At 35.7% G+C, this 21,349-nt stretch carries 10 protein-coding genes and 1 CRISPR repeat array; of the genes, 9 read left to right on the forward strand and 1 reads right to left on the reverse strand.

All coding sequences use genetic code 11. The features are described from left to right. Positions 1-360: 360 nt before the first annotated feature. Positions 361-1,566 carry a hypothetical protein gene (locus K4L44_07205; protein ID QZE15613.1) on the forward strand — a complete coding sequence of 402 codons (1,206 nt, stop codon included), beginning with the start codon at positions 361-363 and terminating at the stop codon, positions 1,564-1,566. Between the two features lie 60 nt (positions 1,567-1,626). Here K4L44_07205 and K4L44_07210 read toward each other — a convergent pair whose 3' ends face one another. Beyond that, positions 1,627-2,016 (reverse strand): hypothetical protein, encoded by a 390-nt coding sequence (locus K4L44_07210; protein ID QZE15614.1) that lies wholly within the window; start codon positions 2,014-2,016, stop codon positions 1,627-1,629. Between the two features lie 1,468 nt (positions 2,017-3,484). Here K4L44_07210 and K4L44_07215 point away from each other — a divergent pair. The 8 genes from K4L44_07215 to K4L44_07250 all read left to right on the forward strand — a co-directional run bounded on the left by K4L44_07215 (position 3,485) and on the right by K4L44_07250 (position 20,914). Continuing rightward, on the forward strand, positions 3,485-5,458 hold the full coding sequence (locus K4L44_07215) for a leucine-rich repeat domain-containing protein (GenBank protein ID QZE15615.1): 1,974 nt from the start codon (positions 3,485-3,487) through the stop codon (positions 5,456-5,458). 312 nt (positions 5,459-5,770) lie between these two features. Next, the gene (locus K4L44_07220; GenBank protein ID QZE15616.1) at positions 5,771-6,331 is read left to right on the forward strand and encodes a hypothetical protein; all 561 of its coding nucleotides are present in this window, start codon (positions 5,771-5,773) and stop codon (positions 6,329-6,331) included. 728 nt (positions 6,332-7,059) lie between these two features. Beyond that, positions 7,060-7,221, forward strand: a complete 162-nt coding sequence (locus K4L44_07225) for a transposase (GenBank protein QZE15968.1) — start codon at positions 7,060-7,062, stop codon at positions 7,219-7,221. Between the two features lie 611 nt (positions 7,222-7,832). Continuing rightward, positions 7,833-12,026: a type II CRISPR RNA-guided endonuclease Cas9 gene (gene cas9, locus K4L44_07230; GenBank protein ID QZE15617.1), complete on the forward strand. Its 4,194-nt coding sequence runs from the start codon at positions 7,833-7,835 to the stop codon at positions 12,024-12,026. A gap of 201 nt (positions 12,027-12,227) precedes the next feature. Further along, the gene (gene cas1 / locus K4L44_07235; GenBank protein ID QZE15618.1) at positions 12,228-13,133 is read left to right on the forward strand and encodes a type II CRISPR-associated endonuclease Cas1; all 906 of its coding nucleotides are present in this window, start codon (positions 12,228-12,230) and stop codon (positions 13,131-13,133) included. Positions 13,134-13,168: 35 nt separating this feature from the next. After that, positions 13,169-13,474 (forward strand): CRISPR-associated endonuclease Cas2, encoded by a 306-nt coding sequence (gene cas2 / locus K4L44_07240; GenBank protein ID QZE15969.1) that lies wholly within the window; start codon positions 13,169-13,171, stop codon positions 13,472-13,474. Positions 13,475-13,580: 106 nt separating this feature from the next. After that, positions 13,581-18,471: direct repeats of the CRISPR family, unit length 38 nt; unit sequence ACTGCGAATAATACGCCTAAATTACAAAATTGATAGGT. A gap of 198 nt (positions 18,472-18,669) precedes the next feature. Further along, positions 18,670-18,876 (forward strand): hypothetical protein, encoded by a 207-nt coding sequence (locus K4L44_07245; GenBank protein QZE15619.1) that lies wholly within the window; start codon positions 18,670-18,672, stop codon positions 18,874-18,876. 1,591 nt (positions 18,877-20,467) lie between these two features. Then, the gene (locus K4L44_07250; GenBank protein QZE15620.1) at positions 20,468-20,914 is read left to right on the forward strand and encodes a hypothetical protein; all 447 of its coding nucleotides are present in this window, start codon (positions 20,468-20,470) and stop codon (positions 20,912-20,914) included. Positions 20,915-21,349 lie beyond the last annotated feature (435 nt).

Raw genomic sequence — 21,349 nt, forward strand, 5'->3', positions numbered from 1 at the left:
TATCACAAACATACCCTGCTTATGACATATATCCAAATATTTTTGAATAAAAACATCATTTTGATACAAAAAAAACACTAACGATAGCAAAATGATTGAAAGTCTGTTTTATTGTAAAGTGATGTAACCTATGTAAAATGAGATGTTTAACTTGTAAGATAGGTTGTATATGGTAAAAGAGTAAAACTTGTGATAGGATATAACTTCTGTATATTATTTACAAAATGTCAATATAAATTTGAAAAATATGACTTTTTGTTATTTCCAATTGAGAGATTTTATATAAAGAGGGTTGGTTTAATGATGGATATTCTCAACGTATATTATCTTTGTCGGAGAGTACAAAACAAGAAAGCAATCATGATATATATATTTTCTGCGACCAATGAACTAGAGATCGCTAATGGACTTCATAGTTATACACCCGCGAAACATTTAAGAGACTTTGCAGAAGATCTCGCTTTTTTACCCTACTATTTTTGTGTGGATGGTGATACGCTATTGATAGAAAATCATGCGACTGAGGATTTTATAGATCGTATCTCTGCTATACATCGTTGTAATATCACTCAGACAGCTTTAAGCAGAGCAATACTTTCACTAAAGAATAAAACTCCAGAACCATTAGAGGCATGGGGATGGAGCCCAAAAATGCATCATCAATTGGCTTCGGTTAAACCTCTATGTCAATTACCAAAGCGTTTTCAAAAATGGCAATCCATAGATAAAGAGGTTTATTCTCGTGCTTTTGCATTAAAGATACTACAAGATATTCTGGTTCATCATTCTGATAGACGATGTTATTTGCCTGAAACAGAGCTTCCTAAAAAGGCATTCTCTAAAGAAGAGGTACACGCCTTTTTTGAGGAACACGGAGACATTGTGGTCAAAACACCTTATAGTTCTTCAGGAAGAGGGATGATCTTTCTTCATACGGATAAAATACATGATACGTACAACCATTGGATTGAGGGGGCATTGAAACAACAGGAGTTTCTTATGGTTGAGAAGAAAATGGAAAAGTTATATGATCTTTCTCTTCATTTTAGAGTAGATGCTAAGGAGATATCTTACTTAGGGGCAGCCTCTTTTTTTACAATGGAGAATGGGCAATATGAAGGCAACTATCTAGAGGCTATTCCTGAGGATATGGATCATGACCTGAAAGAATTTGTTTCAACTCATACACCTTTAATTGTATCTGATCTAAAAGAAGCATTTGAACGTAACCTATTAAGAGATCGTTATCATGGAATAATAGGTGTGGATGTATTACTTTATAGAGCACCGAATGGAGAGCTTCGATTTCAGCCCTGTTTAGAGATGAATATGCGATATAATATGGGGACCGTTACACTCGCTTTAAGAAGTTGTTTGGGAGAAGGAGTAAAGGGTTTTTGGAAAGTAGCTCGTTTGGGAAAAGGTGACCCAATAGCTTTTGATCAAAAGATGCAAGCACTTTATCCCGTAGAGTTAGATGATTCTGGCAAACTAAAAAAGGGGTATGTTCCTTTGATAGAACCTTCCCCTTGTCGAAAATTTGCATGCTATTTGCAGATGCAATAAAAAAAAAGAAAAAAAACTCCTTACTTATCTATCCCAAATGATAGGTAAGGAGTGGTGGCACTATCTTTGCCATTTAATACAGAAATTGAGATACTTCTTCTTTAGTTGGTTAAAAAGACAATAGAACTGCTCCATCTGTTCGTTGAGTCTGAGATGGGCATTAAAGAACATGATTTTGTCTTCCATATCTGAGTCAGCAGTAATTGTAGATAATTTCTTTTCGTCTCCATCAATGATATGATGTAATTTCCGAATTTCGCCTTCTTCAATTAACAATTCATTTTGTATCACCTCGAGCTTCTTCATAAATTCTTTCTCTTCTATCTTGTCTGTGGCCAATTCAGCAAGATGTTTACGATAGAACTTAATTAATCGGTGATAGAAGCGCATGTCTTCACGCCATTTGTTGTGCTCGAGGTGTAACGCCGCGATATTTGATAATATATCCATAACCTTAAAGCTTTGGTTTATTTTAATACGTTCTTTAAAAGGTAACATTCACATAACTTACAATGTTCATCGCAAATACAATTTTTCCAATCAATATTGCTGTGTAACATAAGCTTTTAATCACTCTTTTACAGTAATACAAAATATGGGCTTTGTTTCGTGTGGTAAATATTCAAAAGAACAGAGCTTTCCTCTTGCTAACCAATCTCAAAGGGTGTAGGGCAAGATGTGAACAAGAGGAAAATCTCTATTATCATTTTTGTAACTGTTACCAAAGATAAAGTAGGAAGGAGAAAATAAAGAAAATGCGCAAGTGATTAACCTTACCTTAAATAGACGTTGATTTTTTTTTAACAAATGGTTTAAGGGTAAAATTATTGGTCTTAAGCCTATTAAGCGTTATTGATACAGTATGGTGATAGAATATTAAAATGAACTTCTATATTGTCATATTAATATTTTATTAAGGCTTTATTCTAGGAATAAGATTAGGTACGACTCTTCTAAAATATATTAATGCAATGAGATCAACAAGAATCGCATCTATTAGCCCAATTATGGCAGATGACATAGATTTATAGACTAATCATGTTATATGAAAAAAAGTGGTTGTCGATCTAATACTGTAAATCATCAAAAAGAGTTTAATTAATCCATGAGAATGTCTGTGTGAAATTTAGATAGAGTAGTCTTCTCATTGATTGTTCATTTTTGTAATTAGTGGTAGTATAGTGGTATATGTGGTGTTGTGCATGTTTTTATACCCTTTAGTATGGTTTTCGCTACTTTTTTATCACAAAGAAGAGACAACAAAGCATTTTGATGAGAATTATTTTTTATGATTTCATTCGAAAATAGCAGCAATATGAAACATAATGTGGTACATATTGGACATTTTGAAGTTGTATTTGCTTATAAAGTAATTACATAGATGATATAAAGTTGTATTAATTCTATTTACATCATGTTATATAAAGTAATACTTCTAATAGGATCTTAACTATCATCTTTTACCTCAGCATAGAATAATAGTGCTCTATTGCCATGTACTTTATCTAAATAAGCGTCTTATTTATGTTCTTTTATGTTATGAAGTATCATTGGATAAATCTTACTTTTCTTTGAACTGAAAAATTGTATTATGAGGCAATTATCTTGAGTTTTTTTTCACCAATCTAGGCGATAGAATCTCAAAAATCTCTATGATTCGATTCTAGGAGCAGTATGAGTCTTCTTTATTAAATGTTGAATCAACAGAACGAATTTACTGGTGATTACAACATAAATCAAGTTTGAAATCCATTTGATAATAATAGAATGGATTTTTTAAACAGCTAAGATTTCAATTGAAAATATATATGAACAAAGATATTGAATGTGAAAATTATATTAAATATGTGTCATGAACATAAAATAAGTTAATAAGAATACTATATTTAAGCTGTTAAATATTAATACATGTAAAAATATGCTATCTAGGATTAAATCAACCATCTCATTTACCCTGTTTTTTCTTCTTTTAGTCACGACCAATGCACTAGGGCAGAATCTTCTTGGTGCGGACCAGAAAATATGGGAAGTAAATAAAGTAACGATTGATGGGGTTGAGGGAATCAACCTCATTAAATACATTGGACCAGAGATTGAAGAGATATCTACCCCCTCCTTTATTGGAGGAGAAAAGGTTATCTCTATCTGTTATAAAAACAAAAGCTTAAAAGGTCTTTTTGGACAGTCCACTTTTGATCGCAATACCAAAATTAAAAAGATTTCTGTTTATGGCCTACATATGAAAGTGATCGGTCCTTATAGTTTTGCGTATCTCGAAAATTCGACAATACGAATCCAAGTGATTAGTACTGTCGAGGAGATTGGGAAATATGCTTTCTCTGAATCCAATCTCTTTAAATTTAATTTTCCTACTAGTTTAAAAGTATTAGGGAGTGCGGTATTTAATCAATGTTCCAAATTAGCTTATATTAGTCCGCTTCCAATTGGAGTAACTCATATCCCTCCATTTGCATTTGATGAATGTAAACAATTAAGTGTTCAAATAAATTCATTTTTACATGATGAATTGGTCGAAATTGGAGAGTATGCTTTTTATAATTGTACTTCTTTAGAAGGAAATGTAGTTTTTGGTCCGAAAATTCAATCGATTAAAAACGCAGCTTTTGGTGGATGTAGCCTATTAAAAGGAGATCTTATATTACCGAATAGTTTAACTGAATTAGGAGATTATGCTTTTTGGAATTGTAAAGGTTTAGATGGGAAGTTAGTGTTATCTGATAACATAAAGTCTATAGGGACTGATGCTTTTTGTAGATGTAATTTTAATGGAGATCTTGTTATTCCTGCTGCTGTTACGAAAATCGGAAATGAAGCTTTTTATGAATGTTCTAATCTTAAAGGTACGCTTACTTTCAAAGGAGATGTGGTTGCAATTGGAGATAGAGCTTTTGAAGGTAGTAGTTTTACCGGAACACTTGATTTGCCTCCAACTTTAACTAGCTTAGGTCGTTATGCCTTTTATGCGTGTGATGGTTTTACTGGAGATTTAAAGATTCCTGATGGAATTACTACAATTAAACAAGGATGTTTTAGTGGATGTTCTGGTTTAAATGGTTCGCTTTATTTGTCTGCCAATTTAGAGTATATTGAATCGAATGCTTTCTATTCTTGTGAAGGGTTTAGGAATAAATTACTTTATCCAGAATCACTTCGTTTTATAGGTAAACATGCATTTTATGGTTGTAAAGGGTTCAATCCAGGGAGTCAGTTGCCTGTAAGAATCACAAGTATTGAGTCTAATTGTTTTCAAGGGTCTTTCCTTTACCGCAAAAAGTTAGTTATTCCCGAAGGAGTTAGAATGATTGCAGTATCAGCATTCGAATATGATATTTGGGGAATTGGTAGAGATATTACTGAGCTTACATTACCTTCTACTTTAAGAGAAATTGGACAGAAAGCGTTTTGGGGAACTTCCGGTATTTTAAAAAGTATCACTTTAAATAGTGAAAACCCTCCCATATTTAGTGATATTGTTGGTAACTACTATTCTAAAGAAGACTTGAAAACTATCAAGGTATTCTCTGGAGGTGCTTATAAAAAAGCAATAGTGATGGTTCCATCGACTGCTTTAGATGTTTACAAAGCGGATCCTTTTTGGGGCAGATTTAAGAATATTCAGGCCTTGGTTGCCACATCTAATACTTCTAATAAAGTGGACAAAAGTTGTCAAATTATTTGGAATGCCCCTTTTTATAAAATCCACTCGAAGAAAGCCATTGAGTATATTGACTACTATAATGTAATGGGACAGAAGATGCAACGTATCTATCCTTCGGATAATTTGATATTATTAAAAAAACAACACCAATCGATGGGACTGATTAGAGTAACTTATAAAGATGGAACACAGAATGTACAAAAGATAATGTAATAGCCCATTCATAAGATACATAATTACTCGAAGACTTTTTTCATCATCTTATATCGATTTAGATTGGTGGTTAAAAAAGGAATACTCGCACTTTTGCGATAGATAACGAGATGCCTTTTGTGGTATCTCGTTTCTTGTATACACAGGTTGTATCTCTTTGATTTACAGACTGAATTATCTATATTGATACGTTATGAAAAAAAATCAAATATTAAAATAGTAAAAAATAGACTACTAGTGTAATTCTATGTTAATTTAATGGCACTGTTTTTGCTTTTTTTTATCTAACAAATACAATATAAAACAGTGTATATGAATAAAACAGCAATACTATATTTAATAGTCATAGCCTTCGGAATGGTTGGATGTAATACAATGGTAGAATATGGCGATGTAAGAGTAGATGGACGTTTAGAGTATGATACGTACTTAGGGTATGGGAATGTTTATCACTATACAGAGCCTGCGGATATCGATGGATACACACAACTATGTCTAATGAAGTCTAACGAAACATTAGAAGACAATTTTTTTGCCACATGGTCCTATCTTGGTAAGAATCGGTATAAAGTGATCTTCACCAAGGGGTTCTCAATGAACCAGTGGAGTGAATCGCAGAACTTAGGCAATGGCTTTAGTATTGGTGTCAATCAGAAGCTAAAGATCTCTCCAGACTGTGTTACTATAATCAAAGACAACGCAGTTATCTTTCGGGCACCTATTTTTGATAATACCAATATCTACAATGGAGTGATAGCCAAAGATATTTGTCGTCGAATAGAAGTGGACTACACCCTTGAAGCAGGTTCCTACAGCCTACAAGAGTCTATGCGAGGCATGATAGGGGATGATAGTTTCTTTTGGAGCTATTAACTAGAAAGGTACAAACTATTCTAACTCCTTTAAGATAGTGGGCGCTTATCCTTATTGGTTTATGTAGCATAAACTTTCTGCATGCAATGATGTATTGAAAGAGGTATATGAATCTTCTGCTACGGATAAAAGATATTAATTTAGAACTAAACACTTAGTTGATTGTTTGCTATCTACAGGATGGCAAATTCCCATTTTTAAAATCTATAGAACGATTCATAAACATAATCAAACGTCAATACAATGAAATATAAAATTATAGGGCAGCCATGATGGTTGCCCTTTTTTACGACATATCTTAGATCATAGTAAAAGAGGAGGGGATGATGTTGAGGTCGATATTTTGAAGAAATTTTTACCAAATACTATCTCCAACCAGGGGAATGTAATGAATGAAATGAAGAGCAGAAGAGCATATTTATTGATTCTAGCAAAGAAATGAAGGATATCATATTATTTCTTGTATTTATGGAGAAAAGGGATCAGACATTATTTTACGAGAATCAGTAAAATGGACCAGAACTAAGCGTTTGTGCATTGATTCATATTATATGTGGGCTGATTCGAATATAAGTTGCTAAACCCTTCGAGAGAAAGGTTGCTGAGCTTGTCGAAGCAAATGAACCATCTATTAAATTTAACATCAAGCACGATATTCAAGAACCACAATAGTAGGGGTATCCTTTGTGGATACCCTAGAATCGTATATAAATGTAGGATAAGACACGATCTATACACACTATGATCAAATATTAAATTTCTTTGATAAAAGCAGCACTAATACTTCTTCGGAATCATTTAATACCAAAATAGAAGCTTTTAGGGCTACACAAAGAGGAATAACAGATATCCCTTTTTTCCTATATCGTTTGACTAAGATATATGCTTAGTCCACCTAATATCTGGACTGATTCGAGAGAAGTGGATACAAGAAGATCATAAAAAAGCGATAGCTCCGAAGAGATACCGCTTTAAATGTTTTCACAACGGAATAATCCTTATTGTGAATACCTTTCAATTTTGTACTACGAATATATAAAATAATAGTTAATATAAAAAATAAAGGGAAGAAAATGCTATTGCTACAACTCTTCGTATAACCTTCGATCCTCGAATATCTTCTCTTGTAGTTTGGAGTAACTGTTTTATCTATAGTTTCTTAGTCTTTTATTCATTATAAGGTACTCGAGCCTTTAGATCCCCCAATTTTTTTCGGTTTTATCTATCTCGATTTTCCTATTCGCTCTCTCGGATATTCCTTCTCCTTCTTTATTTAAAGAAGGTTTCTAAATAGTAATAGATTTAATTATAATAATAGCAATTTTTCGTATTTTGATTAACGAACATAAAGTAATTAGTATAGGAGATAACCAAGAAGAGGTATATCGCTTTAAATTAGCATATGAAACAACACCATCTCTTTTAATTGGTCCAAATACTCCTTACATCTCTTTATGGTTTGACACATAGAAAAGAGAATATATTTTAAAGATACAATCCTATGGCTAAAATATTAGGACTAGATTTAGGAACCACCTCAATTGGTTGGGCTCTTGTGGAGGAGTCTCATGACAAAAAGTGCTCCATAATACAGAGCGGTGTAAGAGTGGTTCCACTTACAGTGGATGAGAAGGGTAATTTTGAGAAGGGAAAAGCAATTACTACCAACGCGGATCGCACTCTTAAACGATCGGCCAGAAGAAATCTACAACGCACCAAACTTCGACGAGAAGTACTTCATAAACATCTTTGTGAATATGGCTGGATCTCTTCAGAAACACCTCTTTATGAAGAGGGGAAAGACTCTACCCATCGAACATTGCAAATTAGAGCAAAAGCGGCCACCTCTCAAATCTCTTTAGAGGAGCTGGCAGTGGTTCTATTCTCCTTGAACAAAAAGAGAGGATATAAGTCGAGTCGCAAGATGATCCAGTCGGAGGAAGGGGATGCGGTAGACAATTTAGAGTTGGTACTTCAACTTCAAGAACAGGGAATCACTCCAGGAGTCTTCTGTTATCAAAAACTACAAAAAGATCCAAAGAAGACTTTGCCTACTTTTTATCGTTCCGATCTACTAGATGAACTCCAGCAGATATGGAACAAACAGAAGGTCTTTCACGATACTTTGCTGAGTAAGGCGTTATGGAGTCAAGTGGTGGAATCGAAGAGCAGCAAACAAGTTTGGGATATTTGCAAGGAGCCTTGGAGTCTCGAAGGGATAAAGATTCCTGGAAACAAAAACGAACAGAAGGTTGCCAAATACCAATATCGCTCCGAAGCCTTGACGCAGAAGCTCTCTTTAGAGAAAATTGCGATTGTGGTTTCTGATATTATGGGATTGATTGCCAAGTCTAGTGGATATCTCGGGGATATTAGCGACCGGAGCAAACAGCTCTATATGGAGAAGATTACGGTGGGGCAGTATCTATGGCGACAAATAGAGGCACATCCTTTTCAATCTATCAAGAATCAAGTATTCTATCGTCAAGACTATATGGATGAGTTTGAACGCATTTGGGACGTTCAAAAACAATTTTATCCAGAAGCCTTAACCCTCGAACGACAAAAAGCACTTCGTGACATTGTGATCTTCTATCAACGTCCTTTGCGTTCGCAGAAAGGGCTTATTTCTCGTTGTGCCTTTGAGAAGCGTATCGTAAAGTTTGAGAAGGATGGAAAACAGTGCGAAAAGGAGGTCGGCCCTAGAGTGGTCCCTAAATCGTCTCCACTATTTCAAACTGCCAAAGATTGGCAGACGGTATACAACTATAAGTTGGTGCATAAAGAGACCAAACAGGAGGTCTCTATCAAAGATTATGCTCTCGAACAACGTAATAAATTACAACAGAAGCTCTCTATTGGTAATAGCATGAAACCCGCAGAGGTGGCTAGCTTCTTGGGACTAGACACGCCCAAAAAGTGGGATAGTCCACTTCAGGAGATGGAGGGAAATAAAACCAACCTGAAGCTCTACCAAATCTATCGACGTATTGCTGTCGAGGAGGGGTATGGGCACGACTGGGAGAGACGTTCGGTGGGAGATATTCAAGAGGAGCTTACCGAAGTGTTTAAACAGATTGGCGTCGATCCAAAGATCTTACATCTTGACCTCTCTTTAGAGGGAGATCTTTTTGACAAACAACCTGCCTATCAGCTATGGCATCTTCTCTATGCCACCCAAGACGATGTCAAGGTGTCCTCTGAAGATCGTATTCGCTATGGGCAACAGAATGTGGCAGTAAAACGTTCGCTACATATTCAGTTTGGTTTTCCTATTGTCTACGCCCAATGGCTTGGGAATATTCAATTCCCTTTGGATTACGGTTCGCTGAGTGCCAAAGCCCTTCGTAAGATTCTTCCTTTTCTTCAACAAGGGATTGGCTATTCGGATGCTTGTGAGAAGGCGGGCTACAACCACTCCAACTCCATGACAAGAGAACAGAGAGACCAACGTATCTTGGAGCCTAAGATGGAGATCCTAGCAAAGAACGAACTTCGAAACCCTGTGGTGGAGAAGATCCTAAATCAGGTGGTGCATGTGGTGAATGGAGTGATTGATCGCTATGGAAAACCCGATATCGTTCGAGTAGAGTTGGCTCGCGAACTAAAGAAGGGAGCCAAAGAGCGTGCCAGTGACACCTCCTTTATCAACCAACGAAAGAGGGAGAATGAGAAGCTTGCTTTAGAGTTGAAAGAGTCTTATAACATCAGCAACCCCACCAAAAACGATATCGTTCGACTTCGACTATACCATGAGTTGAAAGATCTAGCTTTTAAAGATATCTACACCAACACCTATATCGACAAGGAACAGCTCTTTTCTAAGGAGATAGAGGTGGAACATATTCTTCCCAAAGCCCGTCATTACGACGATAGCTTCTCGAATAAAACCCTCTCCTTTAGTGCTTTCAATAAGGATAAAGGAGCAGATACCCCACTCGATTTCTTAGAACGTACCGCTTCTGGAGCAGTGGTGGATTATCAAAATAGGGTAGAACTCCTATATGCCAATGCAAAGATATCCAAATCGAAACGTGACAAGCTCTTGATGCACCAAGAGGATATCCCTGAGAACTTCTTAGAGAGAGATCTCCGAAATACCCAATATATCTCTCGTGAGGCGACAGCCCGACTGCAAAAGGTGTTCCGAAAGGTAGAGACCTCTTCTGGTTCGATTACGAGTAAGCTACGCGAAGAGTGGGGTATTATGGAGGTGATGAAGGAGTTAAATCTTCCTGTCTACCGCGCTAGAGGACTTGTAGAAGTCGAAGAGCGTGGACCTATTGATAATCGACGAGAGGTGGAGGTGATTCGTGAGTGGACCAAAAGAAACGACCACCGTCACCATGCGATGGATGCCATCACCGTTGCTTTTACGACCCCTGCCCATATTCAGTGTTTGAATCGTTACAATGCGCTTTATAAGTGTCGTAAGGAAGAGAGAGTCACCGATAAAAACCTGTTTGCTCTTTATAGTAACCTGAAAGAACAGTATGTGGATAAGAGAGGACGTACTCGTACTCGATTTAAGGCTCCTTTTGCCTATTTCCGTCAGGAAGTAGAGAGATCCCTTTCGCAGATCTTGGTCTCTTTCAAAGCGAAGAATAAAGTGGTTACTAGAAACCAAAATCGTTACAAAACCAAAGAGGGACAGGCTAGCCAGTTGTGTCTTACCCCTAGAGGGCCTCTTCATAAAGAGACGGTCTATGCACAGCGTACACGTTGGGTGGTTTCGGAGGCGAAAATTGGAACGAAGATGACCAAAGAGGTGATCGAAACCGTGACCAAACCGCTATACCGTTCTCTACTTCTAGCTCGCTTAGAGGCCAATGGAGACGATCCAAAAAAGGCATTCACCGGACGTAACAGTTTGACAAAAAAGCCTTTGATCGATTCCAAAACAGGGGTAGAGGTTCCTGAAAAGGTGAAAATACGCAGCCAAGAGACCTATTTTACGGTTCGTAAATCGGTAGACAAAGACTTGAAGTTAGAGAAGATTGTCGACCAAGGTACTCGTCGTATTATCGAAACCTATATTGCGGCGCGTGGAGGAGATCCAAAGAAAGCCTTGGATAATATAACCAATGATCCTATATGGCAAGATGAAACCAAAACACAGGCGATCACAGATGTCCGTATTGAAGCGGTGAAAGAGGCTACACCTATTCATGCTGTGAATGCCTCAAGAGGGAGAGAGGATAGCCCTTCATACCATGATTTGGTGCCAAATGATTATGTGCAGACTGGAAACAACCACCATGTTGCAATTTTCAGAGATGCTGATGGAAAATATCATGAAGAGGTGGTCTCATTTTACGAAGCGGTAGCAAGGGTGTTAGAAGGAGTACCTATTGTTCGAGACAACCATCCCGAGCACCCAGACTGGACGCTGCAGTTTACACTGAAGCAGAACGAGATGTTCCTTCTTCCCTCGGAGGATTTTAACCCAAGAGAGATAGATCCATTAGATCCAGATCAAAGGGCTACCATTGCCAAACATCTTTATAGGGTGCAGAATATTTCTAGTAAATATTATGTATTGACCCATCATTATGAAACAACTGATGTTACTAGAGTAGAATCTATGTTGGGATGGCGTTTTATCCGAAAGAGATCTTTAAATGGCTTGGAGGACTGGGTAAAGGTTCGTATCAATCACCTTGGAGAGATCGTCCAAGTGGGAGAGTATCGTTAGAGAAACAATCCACATCAATTTACTTTGAACATATTAACAAAATCCCTGTTATACTAAATAGAAAGCTCATATCCTATCTTCCTCTTTGGGAGATAGGGTGTATGGGCTTTTAGCAAGGTAAGCATGGACTATCTTGCACCAAACGAGAGGTCTTTTTGTTGGAGTAGCTTTCTATATGTTGAATCATTTAAAATTCAAGGTATGTTAAAACGCACTCTATTTTTTAGCTCTGCTGTCTCTCTAAGACTTCAGCTATCCCAGCTTGCGATCCATTTTGTCGAGGAGGATCGTCCGAACCAAACAATCCCTTTAGAGGATATTGGGATCATCATTTTAGAACATCGGCAGATACAGTTAACCCATCCACTGCTCTCAGCGTGTATGGAACACAAGATAACGGTGGTCTGTTGCGATGCCAAACACATGCCCTCTGGTGTGATGCTTCCCTTTCGTGGACACTCCGAGATGCAACAGAGACAACGTTGGCAACTTCAAGCCAAAGAGCCACTACGAAAGCAGTTGTGGAGACAGTTGGTGGTTCAGAAAATACGAAATCAAGCAGCAGTATTAGAACAGGTTGGGAGAGATGGTCGACCTCTTTTGGCGATGATCGAATCGGTGCAGAGTGGCGATAAAACCAATGTCGAAGGACATGCAGCAGCACTCTATTGGAGAGAGGTCTTTGCCGATTTCTACCCTAAATTTGTTCGTGATCGCGACCTTGCCATGGTCAACCCCATACTGAATTATGGATATGCGGTGGTTAGGGCTGCAGCAGCAAGGGCTGTGGTAAGTGCTGGATTGCTCGTCAGTTATGGTCTCTTTCATAAAAACAAATACAATGCCTATGCCCTTGCTGACGATCTGATGGAACCATTTCGTCCCTATATGGATCGTTTATGCTACGACTTGATACTCGAACATGGAGAGGTTGAGATAGAGGAGGTGACACTTTCGATGAAACAGCAGATTTGGCAACTAATGGGAAGTGAGGTTCAGATAGATGGAAGCCATAGTGTTTTCCAGATAGCCATGCAAAGAAGTGCCGTCTCTTTGGCACACTGTTTTGCTGGAACCCAACGAAAACTGAATCTTCCGAATCTATGAAAAATGATGTCTCACCCTTTAATCGTTATCGTAATATGTGGATCATGGTCTTTTTCGATCTCCCAACCGATACCAAAACCGAACGCAAAGAAGCAGCTCGCTTTCGTAAAGCACTACTAAAAGATGGTTTTGTGATGTTTCAATTTTCTGTCTATTTTCGTTTCTGCACCTGTAGAGAGATGGCAGATCTTCATATTCAAAGAATAAAAAAAGTTCTTCCTTCGAAAGGAAAGATATCTATTTTGGCCGTAACAGACCACCAGTTTGGTAAAATGGAGCTTTTTATTGGAAGAAAAGTGGATCAATCTATAGAGAGACCACAACAACTGCAACTATTCTAGAATAGAAAAAAGAAGGGGGTACGAAGTATCACTACTTCTAAAACCCTCTTTTTTTATTCTATTTTTAGGTGTAAGATGTTCATAATAAAAAAGTTACACTCTTTATACTGCGAATAATACGCCTAAATTACAAAATTGATAGGTATTCACAACTGTCGAAAATCCAATCTGCCATTGTTCGGTACTGCGAATAATACGCCTAAATTACAAAATTGATAGGTATTCACAACGATACCATGCACTTGCATCGTTCTCGTCTCACTGCGAATAATACGCCTAAATTACAAAATTGATAGGTATTCACAACTGAAACCTCTATGATGTTAACCATCTTACTACTGCGAATAATACGCCTAAATTACAAAATTGATAGGTATTCACAACTCTTATGAACAGATGCGTTGTTGTCAATCAACTGCGAATAATACGCCTAAATTACAAAATTGATAGGTATTCACAACGAGGCTAGATGACAATGTGTATCTAGATGCAACTGCGAATAATACGCCTAAATTACAAAATTGATAGGTATTCACAACAGTGTTGGACGTGGTGCTATTATTACTGCAACTGCGAATAATACGCCTAAATTACAAAATTGATAGGTATTCACAACATAGACGATGGAGACACCAATGGCTTGTTTACTGCGAATAATACGCCTAAATTACAAAATTGATAGGTATTCACAACTGCTTGGACGTGTTGAAGCCTTGAACGGTGACTGCGAATAATACGCCTAAATTACAAAATTGATAGGTATTCACAACATTTGTTTTGGATAGCTCAAAACGATCTTTACTGCGAATAATACGCCTAAATTACAAAATTGATAGGTATTCACAACTCAACAACCGATCCAAGCACATTGACAGGAGACTGCGAATAATACGCCTAAATTACAAAATTGATAGGTATTCACAACTAATATTGATTGATAGCAACACACAAAAAGACTGCGAATAATACGCCTAAATTACAAAATTGATAGGTATTCACAACTAACAGACATTATACTAAGTCACTTTGATTACTGCGAATAATACGCCTAAATTACAAAATTGATAGGTATTCACAACTTAGCATGTGAAGCTATAGATCAAAAACACACTGCGAATAATACGCCTAAATTACAAAATTGATAGGTATTCACAACTCTATACTAGAGCCTTCAGCCCAATACACTACTGCGAATAATACGCCTAAATTACAAAATTGATAGGTATTCACAACTTAGTGAGATTATTCGAGTACTCCATCTTTACTGCGAATAATACGCCTAAATTACAAAATTGATAGGTATTCACAACGTCAGCCACTAAAGGGAAATCTTTAGCCCAACTGCGAATAATACGCCTAAATTACAAAATTGATAGGTATTCACAACGATCAATAGAGATATAGAGATATAGAGTAAACTGCGAATAATACGCCTAAATTACAAAATTGATAGGTATTCACAACCAGTAGTGAATTACCTCATGCGTGTAATAGACTGCGAATAATACGCCTAAATTACAAAATTGATAGGTATTCACAACCATGAGAGGGTAGGGTTAAAACATTTTAAGACTGCGAATAATACGCCTAAATTACAAAATTGATAGGTATTCACAACTAAAGTTTATGTATTTCGCTACTCCAGAAGACTGCGAATAATACGCCTAAATTACAAAATTGATAGGTATTCACAACACCCTTTCTATTTTTAGAAATCCGCTCCTCACTGCGAATAATACGCCTAAATTACAAAATTGATAGGTATTCACAACGTTTTTGATTACATGTGTAAAAGTACACATACTGCGAATAATACGCCTAAATTACAAAATTGATAGGTATTCACAACGAACAGCTAGGTTATAATAATACTACTAATACTGCGAATAATACGCCTAAATTACAAAATTGATAGGTATTCACAACTTCACTGAAAAGGAGATAGATTTTATAATAACTGCGAATAATACGCCTAAATTACAAAATTGATAGGTATTCACAACAAACAGAGGTGTATGTTTATGGCACGACATACTGCGAATAATACGCCTAAATTACAAAATTGATAGGTATTCACAACAAGTAGTCTTATATCCAAAGTATCCAAGCCACTGCGAATAATACGCCTAAATTACAAAATTGATAGGTATTCACAACACTTTTTAATCACGGTTTGATAAAAAACGCACTGCGAATAATACGCCTAAATTACAAAATTGATAGGTATTCACAACATTATTACAAAAGAAGCAATCCAAATTAGCACTGCGAATAATACGCCTAAATTACAAAATTGATAGGTATTCACAACTACAACATCTTAAGTTTGCTTGCATCAAATACTGCGAATAATACGCCTAAATTACAAAATTGATAGGTATTCACAACATGGAATGAAAGATTTGCATAGTGAAATATACTGCGAATAATACGCCTAAATTACAAAATTGATAGGTATTCACAACAAAAAGGCTCAACAGCTGAAAACCAAAACCACTGCGAATAATACGCCTAAATTACAAAATTGATAGGTATTCACAACATACACATATGAAATGATCTCCAGGGGTGAACTGCGAATAATACGCCTAAATTACAAAATTGATAGGTATTCACAACGGAATCCTGAGATCGAACAATGGGTTTACGACTGCGAATAATACGCCTAAATTACAAAATTGATAGGTATTCACAACCCTTTTAGTTTTTGATAAAATCTTTGATGTACTGCGAATAATACGCCTAAATTACAAAATTGATAGGTATTCACAACGATATGATTGTCGCAGTGTTCGTGATAGCTACTGCGAATAATACGCCTAAATTACAAAATTGATAGGTATTCACAACAAGATAGTAGATTTTGGGAAAAAGTTGGTTACTGCGAATAATACGCCTAAATTACAAAATTGATAGGTATTCACAACTTGCTAAATGCGGCAATGTCTCCGTATACAACTGCGAATAATACGCCTAAATTACAAAATTGATAGGTATTCACAACTCAATCTTAACATCTATTATTTTTGGCTCCACTGCGAATAATACGCCTAAATTACAAAATTGATAGGTATTCACAACACAATCGCATTGCGGTCGAAAATAACAAGCACTGCGAATAATACGCCTAAATTACAAAATTGATAGGTATTCACAACATAGCAAGATAATTGTTGAGGTTGAGATAAACTGCGAATAATACGCCTAAATTACAAAATTGATAGGTATTCACAACCCACCGTCTTCAATTCCTGCAAGAATGGACACTGCGAATAATACGCCTAAATTACAAAATTGATAGGTATTCACAACACCAAGATCAATCAAAAAAACTACTACAGCACTGCGAATAATACGCCTAAATTACAAAATTGATAGGTATTCACAACTATCAATTAATTCAATTCTATATCCTAATGACTGCGAATAATACGCCTAAATTACAAAATTGATAGGTATTCACAACTGAAGGTATGCGTTATTCTGTTCTGCAAAGACTGCGAATAATACGCCTAAATTACAAAATTGATAGGTATTCACAACGTTTTATCTGGGTTTACTAAAACAATACCAACTGCGAATAATACGCCTAAATTACAAAATTGATAGGTATTCACAACAGAATGACATATATGTTAATTAACAAAAATACTGCGAATAATACGCCTAAATTACAAAATTGATAGGTATTCACAACGCACAGATCACTAGAGCAAAATTCACAGGAACTGCGAATAATACGCCTAAATTACAAAATTGATAGGTATTCACAACAAGTCTTAATCCCGAACGAATAAAACAATTACTGCGAATAATACGCCTAAATTACAAAATTGATAGGTATTCACAACCTCGAATGTAAATCTATATCGACCCTTAAAACTGCGAATAATACGCCTAAATTACAAAATTGATAGGTATTCACAACTCTATCACGTGTCGGTGAAATATAGAGTGAACTGCGAATAATACGCCTAAATTACAAAATTGATAGGTATTCACAACTAAACCGTATGTTGATAGTTCTTTGCTTCGACTGCGAATAATACGCCTAAATTACAAAATTGATAGGTATTCACAACACGGTGGTGTATTGAGGGTACATAATGACCACTGCGAATAATACGCCTAAATTACAAAATTGATAGGTATTCACAACGGTTAGCCTTTTTATTGTCTAATCTTTTCTACTGCGAATAATACGCCTAAATTACAAAATTGATAGGTATTCACAACGACGCACTGAATCAAGGGCAAAAAGATAAGACTGCGAATAATACGCCTAAATTACAAAATTGATAGGTATTCACAACGTGACTTGCAAAGTCTTTAAAATTATTCATACTGCGAATAATACGCCTAAATTACAAAATTGATAGGTATCCACAACTAGTTGATAGCGAACAAGAAATACTTTTCAACTGCGAATAATACGCCTAAATTACAAAATTGATAGGTATTCACAACGACAACCGAAGTAATCAATATGTTAGACGAACTGCGAATAATACGCCTAAATTACAAAATTGATAGGTATTCACAACATACTCCTTAGTTAAATTTTCAACTGAATTACTGCGAATAATACGCCTAAATTACAAAATTGATAGGTATTCACAACGTATTCCCATCTCTCAATGTCAAGGTTAATACTGCGAATAATACGCCTAAATTACAAAATTGATAGGTATTCACAACTGTTTTGCCACATGATTAAAACAAACACCTACTGCGAATAATACGCCTAAATTACAAAATTGATAGGTATTCACAACTGCGAGCGGAATGTAATTAGCATTAAATTCACTGCGAATAATACGCCTAAATTACAAAATTGATAGGTATTCACAACCAACCGAAGGGTTTAGAGATAGACGACGAAACTGCGAATAATACGCCTAAATTACAAAATTGATAGGTATTCACAACTTCTTGAATGAATGTTATCATATCTTATACACTGCGAATAATACGCCTAAATTACAAAATTGATAGGTGTTTCGTTTGATATAGGCAGAATAATGATAAGAATACTTTTCAAAAGGGATACTTGGATTCTTTTTAGAGGGTAGTGCAATCGAAGATGATTAGGTATGATTATGATGGGGTTAATCTGTATATGAAAGCATGAAGGAGATAAGCTGTTTCATCAACTTTTTCCGAGCTAAAAACTGATACGAAAATATACAGGAGACATGTATACAAAATGTCCTACTCAAATTGAGGTGTTTGTGTTTGAGTCGGAACTTATTGAATTAGACGTTATTCATCACCCATATCTTATGTGTTATTTCTTTATTCGTGATACAATGAATATTGAGAAAGGACCACCTGGATGGTTATATGGCTTTAGGGTAATAAATAGAGAGTTTATACGGTATAAACAGAAGGAGTTTTCTTGAAAATTTAGTCATGATGAGAGTACTGCAGGATGAGATAAAGATTACACACAATAGATGGTGCTTTAATGTTAGACTTTTCTACCTCAGGTTTTCATGTTTTTTGCCCATATGAGCAATACAAACAGGTTTTCTTAGTGGATTGATAGGGGATTAAAGGCTACTTTGTCCATGGTTTGTCCATGGTTTGTCCATGGTTTGTCCATGGTTTGTCCATCGATTCGGTGGTTGAACCATGAAGGAGGTATGTTTGAAACTCGAACAAAGTAGCCTTTAATATACTGTTTGGGATGGTATGGAACAGTGGGTAAAAAGAGAGATGGATACTAAATTATAGCTCACCTTATAGTGTGATTTTGTGACAGTTATTGATATAACGTATGAATATTACCACTTATCTATTGATATGTAAAGAGAAGTGTTCGTTGTCTCTACGTTTTGTTGAGGCATGGATATGGAAACAGCTTGTTTCTGAGGCAATTTCGAAACAACGATGTTCGTTCGTTTTTTCTTTACTATTTAAGGTTAAAAAATATTTGTTGTGCACAAAGAGTGCATTGGTTCTAATTAGTTTTGTAATATCTTAATAAAGGTTCACAGGTGTGGTATGATTTTATTTCACTTTTATGGATCTTTATTTCCAACAAAAATAACCTTCAATTGAGATCCTTTGATATTTTCAAAGGATCTTTTTTATTTCTCTTGAGGCATATACTCAATGTATTTCGATCGTGTTTTAAATATATACCTTGTACAATTTACTTATGATATATAGTGGTGTTTCTTGTGGTTATACTTACATGCTAGAATCGCACATAAACGTTGCAAATGAATTATTATAATTGTTTGTGTTACACCCATAAGAGACATCCCTATATCTTATAACATATCAAAATTGTTGCATCCAATTATTTAACTCAAACATTTTGTATCCATCGTAGAGAGAAGGCATTGCCTTGTCTAGGGGGGGGCAGAACCATGTATTTAGTGTAGTACTTTATCGTTATTTTGTATTGTTGTCAGTTAAATGAGAATAGATTACGAACACTCTTTTTATTTCGTTAGTTTGTGCGATATGATACAAGGTAGTGTCTTCTCTCTACGACTGAAGAAACTAAGTTTGTCGACTACAAATACCGTGATAACATGGGGGGGATATTGCATGATCTATAATAGAAGTACTAATGCTTCTGCGGAATCATTAAATGCAAAAAAAATAAAAGATTTTTGGGCAACACATAGAGGAGTAACAGATATACCTCTTTTCCTATATTGTTTGACTAAAATAGTTGCTTTGTCCTCCTAATATATTGTTTGATCCGTCTTGTACCCTAAAAACAGCATGCTAAAGAATATAGCAAAAGAGGGGGCGATATAAATCATTTGAGCTGTTTTTCTCTTTCGTGAGATTGCAGATGGGGATTTCTGGATTGTATTTATATAGAGGAACATTAATCATTTACAACTAATTATTTAGTTCATTATTTGCGATCCAATATTGGCAAATTCACTATTTAAAAGTTTCAATAAAAGGAGATAGGCATAATTTTTGTTCATATTTGTATTATTATGAACAAAAACATCGATTGAATATATGAAAAAAATTACTGGTATTATTGGAAGTTTGTGTTTGCTTTTATTGCTCCATATAAATAGTCAAGCAGAAGAGATTACGCTATATAATTCGGAAGGAGAACCTGTAGCATATATTGATACAGATGATCAAGATCTTCCGATCTTTCTATGGAATGGCACGGCTGTTGCGTATTTAAGCACGGAGGATGATGGATTCGATATCTATGGTTATAATGGGAAACATCTTGGTTGGTATGAAGAGGGGTTGGTGTATAATCATAAAGGATATATTGTTGGTTTTAAAGAGGGAGCAATGGATATATATACTGGTTTTGAAGGGATCAAATCGATTAAAGATATTACTCCGATAAAAGATTTTAAAGAACATGCTCCATTCAAGCCAATCTATCATGACCGTTTTTCGAATCAATCCTTTGCTCTTTTCTTGAGAAGGGGTAAAGACTAAGACTTGGTTCTTTATACTATTCTGTCCATCTTGACTTCATTCAATGAAGTCAAGATGGACAGTTTTTGTTTTTATTGTTTCCATTTTTGTTTGCGTGCTTATTCTATCCATATCTATAGATCTTATGGAGTGAAGGGGATTTCCCTTCACTAATTTTAGTATGATTCTTTCCTTTTTCATTACTCTGTATTTTTAAAAACATGCCCTACGGGAGCTCATATACTTTCTCCATTTAATAGTGAATCTATTCCATAGAACGCGTCTCTATATTATATCTTAGGGATATTTTTAGTTGATTGCTAGCAGGACTAAAAAACTTCATCATAATTTACAAGAGACAGGTCTTTTACGTGATTACGACGATTTGCAATATTTTTATACACTTTTTCGTATAAATTCGATAAAATAGGGGATATTGCCTAGTAAAAATATGGT

The organism is Prolixibacteraceae bacterium, from assembly GCA_019720755.1.
In the GTDB taxonomy this organism is placed as follows: Bacteria; Bacteroidota; Bacteroidia; order Bacteroidales; family Prolixibacteraceae; genus Halosquirtibacter; species Halosquirtibacter laminarini.

Coding starts and splice junctions, on each gene's coding strand:
- K4L44_07205 (QZE15613.1), top strand. CDS start 361: ATGATATATATATTTTCTGCGACCAATGAACTAGAGATCGCTAATGGA.
- K4L44_07210 (QZE15614.1), bottom strand. CDS start 2,016: ATGGATATATTATCAAATATCGCGGCGTTACACCTCGAGCACAACAAA.
- K4L44_07215 (QZE15615.1), top strand. CDS start 3,485: ATGCTATCTAGGATTAAATCAACCATCTCATTTACCCTGTTTTTTCTT.
- K4L44_07220 (QZE15616.1), top strand. CDS start 5,771: ATGAATAAAACAGCAATACTATATTTAATAGTCATAGCCTTCGGAATG.
- cas9 (QZE15617.1), top strand. CDS start 7,833: ATGGCTAAAATATTAGGACTAGATTTAGGAACCACCTCAATTGGTTGG.
- cas1 (QZE15618.1), top strand. CDS start 12,228: ATGTTAAAACGCACTCTATTTTTTAGCTCTGCTGTCTCTCTAAGACTT.
- cas2 (QZE15969.1), top strand. CDS start 13,169: ATGTGGATCATGGTCTTTTTCGATCTCCCAACCGATACCAAAACCGAA.
- K4L44_07245 (QZE15619.1), top strand. CDS start 18,670: ATGTATACAAAATGTCCTACTCAAATTGAGGTGTTTGTGTTTGAGTCG.
- K4L44_07250 (QZE15620.1), top strand. CDS start 20,468: ATGAAAAAAATTACTGGTATTATTGGAAGTTTGTGTTTGCTTTTATTG.